The sequence below is a fragment of the Flavobacterium sp. PLA-DH12 genome, from assembly GCF_059511845.1.
This window is the reverse complement of record NZ_JCAMPD010000015.1, coordinates 1-16,213: the sequence shown is the minus strand read 5'-3', so window position 1 is coordinate 16,213 and position 16,213 is coordinate 1. Positions and strand designations below refer to the sequence as shown.

9 protein-coding genes are annotated in these 16,213 nt (G+C 36.6%); all 9 read left to right on the top strand.

Going from position 1 to position 16,213, the window contains the following annotated elements:
- The first annotated feature begins 76 nt into the window (after positions 1 to 76).
- Entirely contained in the window at positions 77 to 1,720 is a 1,644-nt protein-coding gene (locus AC5ZCW_RS21660; RefSeq protein ID WP_496121690.1) for a glycoside hydrolase family 43 protein, read from the top strand.
- Positions 1,671 to 2,948, top strand: coding sequence for a glycoside hydrolase family 88/105 protein (locus AC5ZCW_RS21655; RefSeq protein ID WP_496121688.1), 1,278 nt, complete (start codon positions 1,671 to 1,673; stop codon positions 2,946 to 2,948). Before AC5ZCW_RS21660 ends, AC5ZCW_RS21655 begins: the two co-directional genes overlap by 50 nt.
- A gap of 22 nt (positions 2,949 to 2,970) precedes the next feature.
- Positions 2,971 to 4,662, top strand: a complete 1,692-nt coding sequence (locus AC5ZCW_RS21650; protein ID WP_496121686.1) for a glycoside hydrolase family 28 protein — start codon at positions 2,971 to 2,973, stop codon at positions 4,660 to 4,662.
- An 11-nt stretch (positions 4,663 to 4,673) separates the two neighbouring features.
- Positions 4,674 to 5,648, top strand: a complete 975-nt coding sequence (locus AC5ZCW_RS21645) for a pectinesterase family protein (protein ID WP_496121684.1) — start codon at positions 4,674 to 4,676, stop codon at positions 5,646 to 5,648.
- Positions 5,649 to 5,698: 50 nt separating this feature from the next.
- The gene (locus AC5ZCW_RS21640; protein ID WP_496121682.1) at positions 5,699 to 6,694 is read left to right on the top strand and encodes an alpha/beta hydrolase fold domain-containing protein; all 996 of its coding nucleotides are present in this window, start codon (positions 5,699 to 5,701) and stop codon (positions 6,692 to 6,694) included.
- Positions 6,695 to 6,700: 6 nt separating this feature from the next.
- On the top strand, positions 6,701 to 7,498 hold the full coding sequence (locus AC5ZCW_RS21635) for a rhamnogalacturonan acetylesterase (protein ID WP_496121680.1): 798 nt from the start codon (positions 6,701 to 6,703) through the stop codon (positions 7,496 to 7,498).
- An 87-nt stretch (positions 7,499 to 7,585) separates the two neighbouring features.
- Positions 7,586 to 14,872 (top strand): pectinesterase family protein, encoded by a 7,287-nt coding sequence (locus AC5ZCW_RS21630; protein WP_496121678.1) that lies wholly within the window; start codon positions 7,586 to 7,588, stop codon positions 14,870 to 14,872.
- Between the two features lie 79 nt (positions 14,873 to 14,951).
- Positions 14,952 to 15,602 carry a hypothetical protein gene (locus AC5ZCW_RS21625; RefSeq protein ID WP_496121676.1) on the top strand — a complete coding sequence of 217 codons (651 nt, stop codon included), beginning with the start codon at positions 14,952 to 14,954 and terminating at the stop codon, positions 15,600 to 15,602.
- 379 nt (positions 15,603 to 15,981) lie between these two features.
- A partial coding sequence (locus AC5ZCW_RS21620) for a hypothetical protein (protein ID WP_496121674.1) occupies positions 15,982 to 16,213 on the top strand: 232 nt, incomplete at its 3' end.

Below are 16,213 nucleotides of genomic sequence, written 5' to 3'. Positions count from 1 at the left end.
GAAATTAGACTTTAAAACAGCAAGACTTTTTTGTTGATGTTTTAATGAAGCGAATTATATAATAAAAATCAATACAATGAAATTCAAACAATTACTATTCGCCTTAGGATTATTTTGGTATTTAGGAGCAAATGCACAAGGCTGGAACGCCGATTTGGGAAATGGAAAATATAAAAACCCAATCTTACATGTAGATTATTCTGATCCCGATGTTTGTGCTGGAGAAGATGGTTATTACATGACAGCCTCTAGTTTTAACAGTGTTCCGGGACTTCCAATACTTCATTCTAAAGACCTTGTAAACTGGGAATTGATTGGATATGCATTGCAGAATCTATTTCCGATAGAACATTATCAAACCGTTCGTCATGGCGATGGTGTTTGGGCGCCGTCTATTCGTTACCACAATGGTGAGTATTTTATTTACTGGGGAGATCCTGATTTTGGAATATTTATGGTAAAAACTAAGAACCCTGCTGGTGTTTGGGATGAGCCTATTTTAGTAAAAGAAGCAAAAGGAATTATAGATACGTGCCCATTTTGGGATGAAGACGGAAAAGCGTATTTATCTTATGCTTTTGCAGGAAGCCGCGCCAATGTGAAAACAGTTTTAATGCTGTCTGAAATGGCACCAGACGGAACGAAACTAATTGGAAATCCAGCTTTGGTTTTTGACGGGCATAATGGTCACACTACTGTCGAAGGTTCAAAAGTGTACAAACGTGAAGGATACTATTGGATTATGGCTCCTGCAGGTGGCGTAAAGCCAGGATGGCAATTGGCAATGCGTTCAAAAAATGTTTGGGGACCTTATGAATATAAAGTGGTTCTTCATCAAGGAGATTCACCATTTAACGGGCCTCATCAAGGCGGATATGTAGAAACTCCAAACGGAGACGGATGGTTTTTGCATTTTCAAGACCGTTGGGCTTACGGGCGCGTGGTTCATTTGCAGCCTGTGATTTGGAAAGACGGTTGGCCAATTATGGGAAAAGATTCCAATAAAGACGGAATTGGAGAGCCTGTTATGGAATGGACAAAACCAAACGTAGGAAAAAATTATCCAGCAACGCCATTAGTTTCTTCAGATGAATTTAATAGCCATCAATTGGGACTGCAATGGCAATGGCAAGCTAATCAGAATCCTGCGGAGCATTGGGGATGGTCTTCTGCAAATCTTGGTTTTATGCGTCTAAATTGTATTCCGAAAAAAGAAGGAATAAAAACCATGTGGATGATGCCGAATCTTTTATTGCAAAAATTTCCCGGTGCCAATTTTACGGCAACAACAAAATTGACTTTCGAAAATAATCCAGATGCAGGAGTAAGCGGTTCAGGCTTGATTGTATTTGGCGAAGATTACGCTTACATCGCAATAGAACAGGATAAAGCTGGCAATTTAAATTTGGTGCAACGCATTATGAAAAGCGCCAGAACTTCTAAAGAATTGGAGAAAGAAATGGCATCGATTCCTGTCAATAAAAAAGAAGTGAGTCTGCGTACCAAAGTAGAAATGGTTCAGAACAAAGAACCTTTTGATGCGAGAGTCACTTTTTACTACAGTATTGATGGAAAGAATTTTAAAAAACTGGGAGAATCTTTCAAGCCAAGCGCGGGAAGATGGGTTGGAGCTAAAATTGGACTTTTTGCAACAGGATCGAAAACTATAAATGACAGCAGTTATGCCGATTACGATTGGTTTAGAGTCGAAGAAAATTAGAAATAGTATGAAGTATAAAATGAAATATTGTTTTCTTGCTTTGTTCGTTAGCATCATTTCTTTCGGGCAATCAAGATCTGCAGATAAAAAAGAATTATCTCCAATAGAATGGGCAATTAAAATGGCCGATTCAGATCAAAAACGTGTTCCAAATCCAGTATTTCTGGATGGCGTCAAATATCCCAAATGGAATTATACCAATGGCTTGGTGGCTCTTGCTAATCAGAAATTGTACGATTATACTAAAAATCAGAAATATTGGGATTACGGACTTTCTTATGCCGAACAATTAATTGACAAAGATGGAAACATATTAGGAGGCTATGAACTCGATAAATACAGTTTGGATCTGATAAATTCTGGAAAAATACTTTTTGAAATTTATAAAAAGACAAATGATTCGCGCTATAAAAAAGCGATGGATTTATTGCACAAACAATTAGAAGGACATCCAAGGAATTCTGATGGTGGTTATTGGCATAAAAAGAGCTATCCATGGCAAATGTGGCTGGATGGCGTTTATATGGCAGATCCTTTTTCAGCGCAATACGGAGAAGTTTTCAGTGATCCAAAAGCGATTGATGATGCTATCCTTCAAGCACAATTAATTCAGAAACACACTTTTGATGCTAAAACAGGTTTGAATTTTCATGGTTACGATGAAAAACGTGCGCAATTCTGGGCAAACAAAACAACCGGAACTTCTTCACATGTATGGGGACGAGCACAAGGGTGGTATTGTATGGCTTTGGTCGATATTTTAGACTTTGTTCCAGAAAATCATTCCAAACGAAAAGATTTAATCAAAATTGTTCAACAGGTTTTTGATGCTGTTCTAAAAGCGCAAGATTCTAAAACAGGAGTCTGGTGGCAAGTAATGGATCAGCCAGGAAGAAAAGGCAATTATCTAGAATCGACTTGTTCTGCAATGTTTGTGTATTCTTTTGCTAAAGCTTACAACAAAGGGTATGTAAACCAAAAGTTTCTGAAATCGGCAAAAAAAGGTTTTAACGGAATTCAAAAAGAATTTATAAAAGACAATGAAGACGGAACTATTTCTATTTCAAAATGTTGTGCCGTTGCGGGATTAGGAGGTAAGAATCCTGAAGATAGAAACGGTTCATTTGAATACTATATTTCTGAACCTATTAGAGATAACGATGCAAAAGCAGTTGGTCCTTATATTCTAGCTGGAATCGAATTGCAAAAATCTCTAGACAAAAAATAATATATCAAAATTACAATTGGTTATGATAAAAACTAAAAGCACACTTTTTATAACAGCATTTCTTTTTATGGCTTTTTCATGTATTGGACAAAAGAAAGGAACTGTATATGGGGCAGATAAAAAAGCTAAATCAAGTTTGAAAATCCCTTTCAAAATGCCAGAAGTGCAAATTCCAGAGTTTAAAAGAGACACTTTAAATATTCTCGATTTTGGGGCCATACCAAATACAGAACAGCTTTGTACAAATGCTATTAATTCGGCAATTGAAAAATGCTCTAAGTCGGGCGGAGGAGTTGTGGTAATTCCTGCTGGACTATGGACAACGGGACCAATAAAACTGAAAAGCAATGTAAATCTGCATACGCAAAATGGCGCTTTTGTTTCTTTTACAAGCGATTTAAAGCAGTACAAACTAATAGAATCCTATTTTGAAGGTAATAAAGTCGTTCGCTGTGAATCGCCAATTATGGGAGTTGACTTAGAAAACATTGCCATTACCGGTCAAGGAATTTTTGATGGAAATGGCGCTGTATGGAGACCAGTTAAAATAGGAAAAATGACTGCTGGGCAATGGGACGAATTGGTAAAATCTGGCGGTGTTCTGTCTAAAGACGGAAAAATCTGGTATCCTTCTAAAGGAGCTTATGAAGGGAATGAGGAAAGAAATAAATTACCTAAAAAGGAAACCGTAGAAAACATGGAGCCTTATAAAGAAGCGCTTCGTCCGGTTATGGTGAGTTTGGTTAATTGTAAAAAACTGCTTTTAGATGGTGTCACTTTTCAAAATTCTCCTGCTTGGAATGTGAATCCGTTAATGTGCGAGCATCTTACTCTACGAAACTTAACAATTCGCAATCCTTGGTATTCTCAAAATGGAGATGGTTTAGATTTAGAATCTTGCCGAATAGGAACGGTAACCAATTGTCGTTTTGATGTTGGCGATGATGCGATCTGCATTAAATCTGGAAAAGATAAAGAAGGAAGAGACCGTGCAAAGCCAACCGAATTTTTTGTGATTACAGATTGTGTAGTTTATCATGCACATGGAGGTTTTACAATTGGAAGCGAAATGTCTGGAGGCGTTAAAAATATATTTGCCAAAAACCTCACATTTAATGGAACAGACTGCGGACTTCGTTTTAAATCTGTTCGAGGACGTGGCGGTGTAGTGGAGAATATTTGGATGGAAGACATTCGCATGAATAATATTCCAACAGATGCCATCAATTTTAACTTGTATTATTTCGGAAAATCTTTATCAGAAGATAAAACAACAGGCGAAATAACAGTCGCAAAAGAAGCTATTTCTGATGATACGCCTGCTTTTAAAAATATGTATTTCAAAAACATTTATGTAAATGGTGCGGCTCAGGCTTTGAAAATTATGGGAATTCCAGAAATGCCAGTTACTAACATCGAATTTGATAACATGATTATCCGTTCAGATATTGGAGTTCAGTTGAACTATACCAGCAAAATCACTTTTAGAAATCTTGATTTAAGATTAGACAAACCTGGAATCGCGGTAAGTTTTTCAAACAGTCAGAATGTGAGTTTGGATGGTTTGAAATCTACGGGTGAAAATCAGATGTTTTGGGTTGGAGGTTTAGAAACAAAAGATATTTCACTAAAAACCAACGGCAAAAAAATGGTTATGGATAAAGATCTAAAAGTGCTAGAATCGATTAAAGGCGAAGTAAAAGTGATGGACTAAAACAGAAAAAAATGATACTATTCAAATTTGTGGCCGTTTCCATCTTCTTTATGAATCTTTCGTTTGCAAATGATTCTACAACAGCAACCAAGTCTTACGATATCGTTGTGGATGCAGATGGAAAAGGAGATTTTAAAACTGTTCAAGAAGCGTTTAATTCGGTGCCATTATTAAAAACATCAGAAACTAAAATTTTTGTAAAGAATGGAATCTACAAAGAAAAACTAGAATTGGCCTTAAACAAAAATAACATTACGCTGATTGGCGAAAGCAGAGGAAATGTAATCCTGACTTATGATGACTACGCATCCAAATCGAATGGTGCAGGAGGAACAGTGGGAACTTCTGGATCTGCCAGTTTTATTGTTGCAGGTAATGCTTTTAAAGCGCAGAATATTACGTTCGAGAATTCGTCTGGCCCAGTTGGACAGGCGGTGGCAGTTAGAATTGACGGAGACCGAATCATATTCGAGAATTGCAGATTTTTAGGATTTCAAGATACTTTATATCCTAGAGAAAGTGGCAGTAGACAGTATTATAAAAACTGTTATATCGAAGGAACAACTGATTTCATTTTTGGAGGTTCGACCGTGATTTTTGATCAATGTGAAATCTTCTCTAAAAAAGGAGGTTCTTATATTACTGCTGCCAATACGCCAGAATCCAGCGCATACGGATTTGTATTCCTAAACTGCAAACTGACTTCAAATTCAGGAGATAACTCTTATTTCTTAGGAAGACCTTGGAGAAATTATGCCAAAACTGTTTTTATAAGATGTGAAATGGATTCACACATTAAACCATTAGGATGGCATAATTGGGGAAAACCAGAAGCCGAAAAAACGGCTTTTTATGCCGAATATCAATCTACAGGAGCAGGAGCAAATGCTGCATCAAGAGCCAGTTGGTCACATCAGCTTTCAGCAGCACAATTAAAAAAGGAATATTCGATGAAAGCCATTTTTAAAGATTGGAAACCGAATTGAAGTTTTTAAAATCCATCTTTCAGAAGTATAATCGATTAAATAAATAAAGAATGAAGTTTCAAAACAGAAAATTAAAAGCAGTATTTATTTGGGTCTGGATCTTATTTCTTCAAAAGATGAACGCGCAATATTTGCAAGGATTGACTCAGGTTAGAGACACTTTTTTCAATAATAGAAGCGCATTCAAAAAAACATTGAAATACTTTCCTAATATTTCTCTCGTTTCCGAAATGCATTTTGACGCTCTTGTACAGAAAAACGACATTGTATATTGCACTTACGGCAAACGGAAAATGAAACTGGATGTTTTTTTTGATAAAAATAAAAAAGAAAAACAGACTGCTATTATATTGATTCATGGTGGAGGATGGCGATCTGGAAGCCGAGAACAGCATCATCAGATGGCGCAGAAATTGGCAAGCCTAGGTTATGTCTGTTTTACGCCCGAGTACAGACTTTCTACAGAAGCGCTTTTTCCAGCAGCAGTTTACGATATTAAAGCTTCGATTCGCTGGGTAAGAGAAAATGCCGATACGTATAATGTTAATCCAAATCAAATTGTTTCCCTTGGATTTTCTGCTGGTGGAGAACTGGCAGCTTTTATGGGAGTAACAGGCAATATGCCTCTGTTTGAAGGAGAAGTAACAAATTCAAGCTCAAAATCTCAAGTCAACGCCATAATTGATATTGACGGAACACTATCTTTTATCCATCCTGAAAGCAGTGAAGGAAATGATACTAAAAATATTTCGGCAGGGACCTATTGGTTCGGCTATTCTAGAAAGGACAATCCGAAATTATGGGAAGCCGCTTCTCCGCTGTCTTATGTAAACGCTTCAACTCCGCCCACTTTATTTATTAATAGTTCCATTCCTAGAATGCATGCTGGAAGAGATGATTTTAGAAAAGTTTTGGCAGAAAACGGAATCTATTCGGAGGTTCACGAATTTGAAAACTCACCACATGTCTTTTGTCTTTTCAATCCTTGGTTTGAACCGACAATTCAATATATAGATCAATTTTTAACTAATGTTTTTAAAAAATAAAGAATTATGAAATCAAGATTCATTATTTCAATTCTCTGTATGGCTTTAGCGTTTGCAGTAATGTCTTTTATAAAACCCAAGCCCAAAACTACGGTCTATTTGATCGGGGACTCTACTGTGGCTGATTATGCTAACAATTATGAAGAAGGGAAAGACTATAAGAAAACGCGATATCCTGTTACAGGCTGGGGACAGGTTTTTCAGCAGTTTTTAGTAAAAGACAGTCTAAAGAAAATCAATAAACTGATTAAAACTGACAGTGCTTTTGTTGATGATAGAGCCAGAGGTGGGCGAAGCACTAGGACTTTCTTTCAGGAAGGTAGATGGCGTCTGGTTTACGAAAATCTAAAAAAAGGTGATTTAGTTTTAATGCAGTTCGGCCATAATGATGCCGCCGAAGATAAGCCTGAACGATATGTAAATATTGAAGGTTATAAGGAATTTCTAAGACTTTTTGTAGAACAGACAAGAGCAAAAGGAGCAAAACCGATTTTGATTACGCCTGTAGCGAGAAATTTTCCGTGGAAAGACGGAAAACTGCAGAATATCCATGGTTTATATCCGCAGGCAGTAAAAGATATAGCCAAAGAATTGGATGTGCCATGTATTGATTTAAACCAAAAATCAATTGATTTTTTCACCAAAAAAGGACAGCCGTATGTGAGTGAAAATTATTTTATGAATTTCAAAGGAGGTATATACGAAGCTTATCCGGAAGGACAAAAAGATAACACACATTTTCAAACTAAAGGAGCTGAAGAAGTGGCAAGATTAGTTTTTGAAGGAATGAAAGAATTAAACTAATATTTTATTTAAACCGTCAGAAGGGTTTGAGATACCAGAAAAAACTCTTTTGAAAACTATTACTAACTAAAACCATATTTAAACCAAATGAAAAAACAATTTTTTATTCATCTATTCCTCGTACTGTTTACAGTAATGGGGTTTTCTCAAACCATTGAGAAGATTGAAGCTGAAACATTTAACCAGGCTTCGGGAGCAAGGGCAGAAACCAATGCTGCTCGCTCGGGAGGCGGAAACGTAGGGTATATTAAAAACAATACCTGGATTAAATTTAATGCAGTTAATTTTACCGAATTTGTTACTCGCTTTGATATTGCGGCGGCGGGAGCAACTGGCGGAACTATAGAATTTAGATTGGGTTCTGCAACAGGAACTTTGATTGGTTCTGCAACGATATCAGGAAGTACAAGCTTTACCGATTACAAGAAGTTTTCGGCAGCCATTACGCCAACGAATGGTTCATTCGATCTATATCTCGTTTTTCTTGGACCTGGAACAGGATATTTATTTAACGTAGATTATTTCGAAAAAGTAACCGACAACCCAAATGCTGTGACGCACAAATTGACTGTAGATGTCAATCCGGCTTCATCTGGAACTGTTACACTTAATCCCGCTGGAACTACATTTGCAAAAGGAACCGAAATAAAATTGACTGCCAATAAAAATTTCGGCTACAATTTCAAGCAATGGGTAGATGATAAAGGAGCTGTTATTTCAACAACCAATCCGTTAACATATACTCTAAATGCAGACATGACCTTAGTTGCGCAATATGATGCTGTACCAACATATACTTTAAGCGTAAATACAAACGGAGCTTTTGGTTTAGGCGACTATACGGTTTCTCCCGCAGGAAAAGACGGTGCATTTTCGGTTTATGAAACTGGAACCAATGTCACGATTACGGCAGTGGAGAACGATATTATAAAATTCAGCAATTGGGCTGATGGTTCCACTTCATTAAGTACTTCTGTAGTGATGAATGAAAATAAAACAGTTACAGGAACGTATGCCAATCAGACTTTTATTGCGGGATGGACGTTTAAAAATGATCAATATGCAAATCCGAGAGTGGCCGAATTGTATTCTAAGGTAGAAAATAGACCACAACTATTTGCCTATAATATAGCAGACAATGTTTTTGCACCTAATGTTAGACTTCAAAATAGAGGAGGAAAGAACGGATTTTGTGTCTGGAATAATGAAAGAGGGAATTTTTATTATTTTATGACAACACTTTCAACTGTGGGATATAAAAACATAAATGTTGTTTCGGGTTTGTTGGGGTATTATTATGGGTGTGATGAGTGGACATTTCAATATTCATTAGACGGAGTGAATTTTGTGAATGTTTCGGCTTTAACGACAATCAATACAGGAACAATAACCAATATTGGAGGAGTTCTTCCTGCTGATGCAGAAGGAAAGGAAAAGATCTATTTAAGATGGATTCCAAATATAAACGGACCCAAACACGGATCTGCAATTGATGTTACAGCAACAATTCTATCCAATTTAATGATTAAAGCCGATGAGGTTTTAGTTAGTGATACTGTTGCGCCAGTTTTAGAATCTTCATTTCCAACAGAAGCGGCAGGTTCTGTGGCAGCCAATGGAAGCATTATTTTAAATTATAATGAGCAGGTTCAATCAGGAACAGGAAATGCAGTTTTAAATGGTAAAAATTTAAATGCCGAGTTTGTAAACAAAACTGTAAAGTTCAGTTATTTCGGATTGGAGTATAACAAGCAATACACATTTACGATCCCAGCTGGATTTGTAAAAGACCTTTCTGGAAATGACGGTTCAGCCCTTACTTTGTCATTTAAAACAATGGAAAAGCCAATTCCTGTCAAACGTAAATTTGATCTAATTGTAGATGCAGATGCTACAGCAGATCAAATTGCCTCAGGAAAATATGTAAAGACAATTGCAGAAGCTTTTAATGCTGCACCTAATAATTCGGCATCAAGATTTTTGGTACTAATTGCCAACGGAACTTATAATTTGGGTGGAGACGGAACTAACCCGCAAGATGTGGTTTTAAAGCTTCCATCAGGAAAAAATAACGTTTCGCTGGTTGCACAATCTAAAGACAAAGTTATTCTGCAGGGAAATCCAGGATGGGGAATTAAAAATGCGGTTCTCTCTATTGAAGCAAATGATTTGTATATGGAAAATGTAACTATAGAACACAAAGACGGGATTACAACTTCTGGACAAAGACCTGCATTAAACCCTGCGGGAGATCGAAATGTTTATAATGGAGTTCGCCTTAGAAGTAAGCAAGACACGCAAGTAACAGGAGGAAAAAGAAGTTTTTACTATAAATCTACGATCGAAGGAGATGTTGATTTTATTTGTGGTGGTGGAACGCATTGGTTTGAAGAGTGTAATTTGGTTTCGGTTGCTTCGGGGTATATTGTAGCTCCTAATCATGATACAGCAACTCAATATGGTTATATTTTCAACAACAATACTATTTCGGCAACTACAAGTTATTATTTAGGACGTCCTTGGCAAAATGCACCAAGAGCCGTTTATCTCAATACAAAAATGATGACCGAACCTAATACAGCCGGTTGGGCAAGTATGGGAACTGTACCAGCACTTTTTGCCGAATACAATAGCGTAAACGGAAATGGCGTATTAGTAAATACTGATAACAGAACTAATATATTTACTGTAAACGGCGTTGCTCAGACAGGAAATTATAATCCAGTTTTAACCAAAGCGCAAGCTGATGAATTTACGATAGAAAATGTATTAAGCGGCACAGACAAATGGGATCCGCGCAGAGTGGTTGAGCAAATTACAAAACCTTCAAATCTTGTGGTATCTGCAGCTAATACTTTAAAATGGGATGAAAATCCGTATGCAATATGTTATGTGATTAGCAAAGAGGGTAAAGTTTTAGGCATTACAACAGAAGCTACTTTTGCAGATCCTTCAGCGGTTGCGGGAACTTATACATATACTGTTCAAGCAGCAAATGAATACGGCGGATTAAGCGATTTGAGTAGTATTAGTATGGCTATTAATGGAGGAGCGACTAAATCTTCAATTACTTATTTAAATTCAATTGATGGAACTCCTTTATCAGGTTTAACTCCGATAGAATATACTGAGGGTACAATAGCAAAATTGCCAACTCCAACTTTAGTAGGATATACGTTTTATGGATGGTCGTCTTCTGGCACCACAGCAAATACATTGAATGAAATTGCTACTACAGCAACAGGAAATCAAACTTTATATGCTTTCTGGGGATCTGGAGGGAATAATAAGCCAAATGAAGTTATACCACCTTCAAATTTTGATTACGAATTTACTGCGGCAGTAAATAAAAGTTGGGACAATGCAGGAAATTATAATCCAGCTGTAATGCCAGTTGCAGGTAAAACCGTTTCTTGCACCAAAGAAATCGAAACAACCACAACAGTTTTTCCTGCCGATATGACTTTATCTGATGCAGGAACGCTTCGCTTGAGAGGTGCTCATAAAGCTACAGGTGTATTGACTTTTAAAGAAGGAACGAGAGTATATTATAATACAAGTGGTGCAGGCATGGCTTTAGAAGCGCCGATGGTCATTTCTGGAAATGTGAAATTCGAAATGATTTCGGGTATTGCCAATCAAACCATAATGACTTTAAGCGGTCCCGTATCAGGAAACGGAACCATTTCGCCTTTAAATATCGGTCAAGGTGTTAATGCCAATACAGGAACTCTGCTTCTTAAAGGTGATAACAGCGAATTTATCGGTACTTGGGATCTTACACAGAAAAGCACAAAATTCCCAGCATTAAATTATCCAACGGTAATTGAAGGCGCTTCTGCAAATGCTTTTGGTTCTGGGACTATTAAAATAGGTCAGGATAATTATGTTATTTTCAGCCATGAACGTGCAGCTGGTTCCACTTTAAATTTAAATATCACAGAAAATGGTAAAGCGTCATTAAATATTGTTTTAAATGTTCAAAAACTTACTATTAATGGAGTAGATTTTAAAGAAGGAACTTACGATAAAACGACAAATCCTGAATTCTTTAACGGAGAAGGAAAGATTGAAGTTAAAAAAGAAGTAACAGGAGGAGGGACTGAAAGCATTCCTGCATTTCCAGGAGCCGAAGGTTATGGAAAATATGTAACAGGAGGCCGTGGCGGAAAAGTAATTTATGTAACAAATCTAAACGATTCTGGAGCGGGCTCGCTTCGTGATGCGATTGGTCAGGCTGGTCCTAGAATTGTTGTTTTTAAAGTTTCGGGAAATATTGAATTAAAAAGCGAATTAAATATTACTGATAATATTACAATTGCAGGACAAACAGCTCCAGGAGGCGGTATAACTTTAAAAGATTATAATGTTAAAGTAAGAGGAAATAACATTATTCTGCGCTATTTGCGCTTTAGAATGGGAGATACTCATGATGTGGAGAACGATGCTTTAGGAGGACGTTTTCAAAAAAATATCATTGTAGATCACTGCTCTATGAGCTGGTCAACAGACGAATGTGTTTCTTTTTATCAAAATGAGAACTTTACGCTGCAATGGTGTATCATTTCTGAAAGCCTTAGGAATTCTGTTCACGCAAAAGGAGCCCACGGATATGGCGGTGTTTGGGGTGGTAGAAACGCTTCTTTCCATCATAATCTGTTAGCGCATCATGATAGTCGTAATCCAAGGTTGGGAGAATATGCAAATGATATTTTTGCAAAAACAGATTTGGTTGACATTCGTAACAACGTTATTTATAATTGGGGCGGAAACAGCTGTTATGGCGGAGATGCCATGAATGTGAATTTGGTAAATAATTATTGGAAACCAGGACCTGGGACTTCAAATTCGACTAAAGAACGTATCCTGTCAACAGGAAGAAGTTTGGACACTACTTCGCCTTTATACGGAATTTGGGGAAAATATTTTGTTGACGGAAATTATGTTGTTGGATCAGAAAGAGCCACTCAAGATAACTGGACATACGGAGTTTATAGCCAATTTCATGGCAGCCAGCTTCCTGTGAGCGATGCAGATAAAGCTTCAATCAAAATTAGCGCACCTCATGCTTTTGGAGAAATCACGACTCATAGCGCTACAAAAGCGTATGAATTGGTTCTAGAAAATGCAGGTGCCAATTTATACAGAGATACTGTAGATAAAAGAGCAGTAGAGGATACTCGTTCTGGTACGGCAAGTATTATGAATGGTGGAAATGGAAGTACAAACGGTTATATCGATACGCCTTCAGCAGCTGGAGGGTGGCCAGTATTACCTTCTGGAGAAGCTCCAACAGATACAGACGGTGACGGTATGCCTGATAAATGGGAAACAGAAAAAGGATTAAATCCTGCCAGTTCAGCAGATGGCAATTTAAAAACGATTGACGGTAAGTATACCAACGTTGAGGTTTACATCAACAGTCTTGTAAATCATATTACAGAGAACCAAAACGGGAGTTTAGATGTTTATGTAAACCCTCAGAATTTTGTTGAAAAATACAATGCTGCTGAAAACGGATCAAAATTCATAATGGCAAGCGGTACTTATACAGCTTCAGCTGATCTTGCTGTTAAAAACCATAAATATACATTTATTCCAGATGCCAATGCAAAACCTGTTTTCGCAGCATCTTTCGCTTCAGAAAACCCAGAAATTGTTTCAGGAAGCTTCAGTTTTGATGGTGTTGATTTTGATTTAACGAATGCTGGTGCAAGTTTGCTTCAATTGAAAAAAGGGGCAAGTGTGTCAAGTTTTGAAATTAAAAATTCGACTATAAAAGGAATTAAACAAAGTTTATTAGTGACGGAAGGAGTTTCAGAGAATGCGATTTCTAAAATTGTTATAGAAAATTGTATTATTGACGGAAGCGCGGCAACAGGAGGAAGTTTTATTCAGCCAGATTCGCATATTGTAAATTCGATTTCGGTTAAAAATTCGACTATTTTCAATTACGAAAAAGGAAATAATTTCTTGATTCTTCAAAACAAAAATGAAGCAACGCAAACAGTTAATATTACGTTTGAAAGCAATACGATTTACAATTCAGGTAATCAAACCGGAAACGGATTTGTGTTTGTAGACAATCAGTATAATAGTGCTTCTGTTTATTCTTTCAAAAATAACATTATGCAAGACGAGCGAGAAAATGCAAAATCGCTTTATTTGTTTAATTCTAATAATGTTGCTGGAGCAGGAAAAGTGGTTTTAGACAATAATCTTCTTGTTGGAGTTTCCTCTCAGATAGTGAAAGGAGCGGTTACTGTGGGAGAGTCAAATGTTAAGACGTTATTAGGTTTAGGCATGGTGGCACTAGTGTACCCAAATCCAGCGCAAGGCAATTTTAGCTTTTCTAAAAATTCTCCCTTGGCTAAGGCTTCGTTAGAAGGAAATGTTTTGGGAGATCCAAGATGGCTGAAAGCAGATGCTAAGTTTTCCAAAATAAGTTATATTAATTCTTTTGGCGGAAAAGCCATAATACTTGATCCTGCTGAATATATGGAAGGTGCGATTACGAACTTAAAAACGCCAAAACTTGAAGGTTATACTTTCTTCGGATGGTCAGCAACAGCAACAACGCCTGGATTATTAAAAACGATTCCAGCAACTGCTACAGGAAATCAAGTGTTTTATGCCTTTTGGGGAGAAGGAGGAAACAACAAACCAGATCCAAAACCCATTGTTAAATCGAGTGTTTCTTATTTAAACTCAATTGACGGAAAACCTATTTTAGGACTAGAACCAATTGAATATACAGAAGGAGCGGCAGCAATGTTACCAGTTCCAACGATAAAAGATTATACTTTTTACGGATGGTCTGTTTCACCAACAACTCCTAATACTATAAAAGAAATTGCCAGCACTACAACAGGAAATCAGACCTTTTATGCTTTTTGGGGAGTGGGAGGAAACAATAAACAAGATGAACCTCCAACTTTTTATAGCATTTCGTACTTGAACTTGCCTGCAGGAGCGGTTAATCCAAATAAAACAACTATGCAAACAGGGATTGCTTTTACATTAGAAGCAGCACAATGTTCAGGATATCGCTTTTTAGGTTGGTATGCAGATGCTGTATACGGAAAAGAAATAACAGGTTTTAGTACTACGCAGAAAGATAATTTTACGCTTTACGGACGCTGGAAAAAACTTGGAGAGTTTTTAGTTTTCCCAACAGTAGCTACAGGAAAAGTGAGCTTGAAATCAAGTGCAGAATTTGATCAATTGGTTATTTTCAGTATGAACGGACTTTTGGTTAAACAAGTTGATGTAATTGGCTATGAAACTGAGATGTCAGTTTCTGATTTGGCTTCCGGAAGTTATTTCATTAAAAGTCTTAAGACTGGACAGACTGCTAGAATTATTGTTAAGTAAGGTTAAGAATTCGGGATGGAGCTTTAATGCCTATCCCGAATAATCTAAAACTGATTTTTTAAAATAAATTATCATAGATATGAATAATAGTATAAAAGTATTAGTATTGATTTTCATTGCATTACTATCATCTTGTTCAAGTGATGATGAAAGCCATCAAAGTAATACAAATAAAGGATTCTTAAAAATTGGTAGCCAAACGGTGGAATTATCGCAAGGTTATCTGGAAAATTATGGCATTCGCGGAAATGCATATAACATTGATTTTTCGCTACGATCTAAATCTATTTCTGCAACTGAGGATGGAGCAGTAGTTTACTTCGAATTGTTTTCTTCTCTTCAAAATAATTTAGCGAAAGGAGATTATAGTTATGGAGGTTTTTCTGAAGCTACAGCTTATACTTTTACAAAATGGGGACAATCTTTATTAGGTACAAATATCAATACGGCAAAAGGAGCTTTATCGGTTACAAATGGAATTAGTATTCAACCTACTGCCGGAACTTTTAAGGTTTTAGAGAATGGAGAAAAATACAAAGTGAGTTTTACAGGAAAAGGTACAGCAAGCGTTTATAAAGACGGTGTAATCATTTCAACCCAGAATGATGTTGCTTTTAGCATGAATTATGAGGGTGATGTGAAGAAATCAGTAGGAAACACATTTACTTCTACGGCTAAAAATGCCAATTCAAATTTAATTGTTAAAGATCATTCGGTTATTTTTAATTGACTGCATAAACATTTTATATAAGTTAATATCGGAAAGTCGGAAAAAATCAGACCTTATTGACTTATATAAGTATAAATTATTTTCTGAGACAGATATCTGTGTAATAAAGGGTTTTGAAGACTATAATATAATGTTATAGTGAATCGGGAAGTAGAATACACAAAGAAAAATGCATAGGAAAATAGCAAAAAAGAGTCAAAGTGTTTATTAATAGTGCTTTGGCTCTTTTTGTTAGGTAGTTGTTTGAGATGTTTAGTATAAATGGTCAATTCTGTTCAAGAATTCAATTTTGATATTAAGGCTTTTATAATGGAATTAAAACTCACCTAGTTTGATACAATATGTCTTTTTGGACTACCATTTTTCGATTTAAACTATTTTGAAGGAAAAGATTTCAATGTTTAAAAAAAAGTCGGTCTGTAAACCATCCGTTATCAGTGCGTTAAGAAAAAAGGCGAAAAAAGATCAAAAAAACCCGGTAAAAAAGCTTGGAAAAGCGGAAAAAGGTTCTACTTTTGCACCCGCAACAGCGAAGGCGTTCATCGAAATACCGGCAGGAAGGAAGGATCTGAAGAAAAGAAATTTTCAGAAAAAAAAGATTCGGAAAAGCT

Bases quoted from the DNA above. Each gene is read 5' to 3' on its own strand.
- AC5ZCW_RS21645 (WP_496121684.1), top strand. From the start codon at position 4,674: ATGATACTATTCAAATTTGTGGCCGTTTCCATCTTCTTTATGAATCTT.
- AC5ZCW_RS21625 (WP_496121676.1), top strand. From the start codon at position 14,952: ATGAATAATAGTATAAAAGTATTAGTATTGATTTTCATTGCATTACTA.
- AC5ZCW_RS21655 (WP_496121688.1), top strand. From the start codon at position 1,671: ATGACAGCAGTTATGCCGATTACGATTGGTTTAGAGTCGAAGAAAATT.
- AC5ZCW_RS21640 (WP_496121682.1), top strand. From the start codon at position 5,699: ATGAAGTTTCAAAACAGAAAATTAAAAGCAGTATTTATTTGGGTCTGG.
- AC5ZCW_RS21635 (WP_496121680.1), top strand. From the start codon at position 6,701: ATGAAATCAAGATTCATTATTTCAATTCTCTGTATGGCTTTAGCGTTT.
- AC5ZCW_RS21630 (WP_496121678.1), top strand. From the start codon at position 7,586: ATGAAAAAACAATTTTTTATTCATCTATTCCTCGTACTGTTTACAGTA.
- AC5ZCW_RS21650 (WP_496121686.1), top strand. From the start codon at position 2,971: ATGATAAAAACTAAAAGCACACTTTTTATAACAGCATTTCTTTTTATG.
- AC5ZCW_RS21660 (WP_496121690.1), top strand. From the start codon at position 77: ATGAAATTCAAACAATTACTATTCGCCTTAGGATTATTTTGGTATTTA.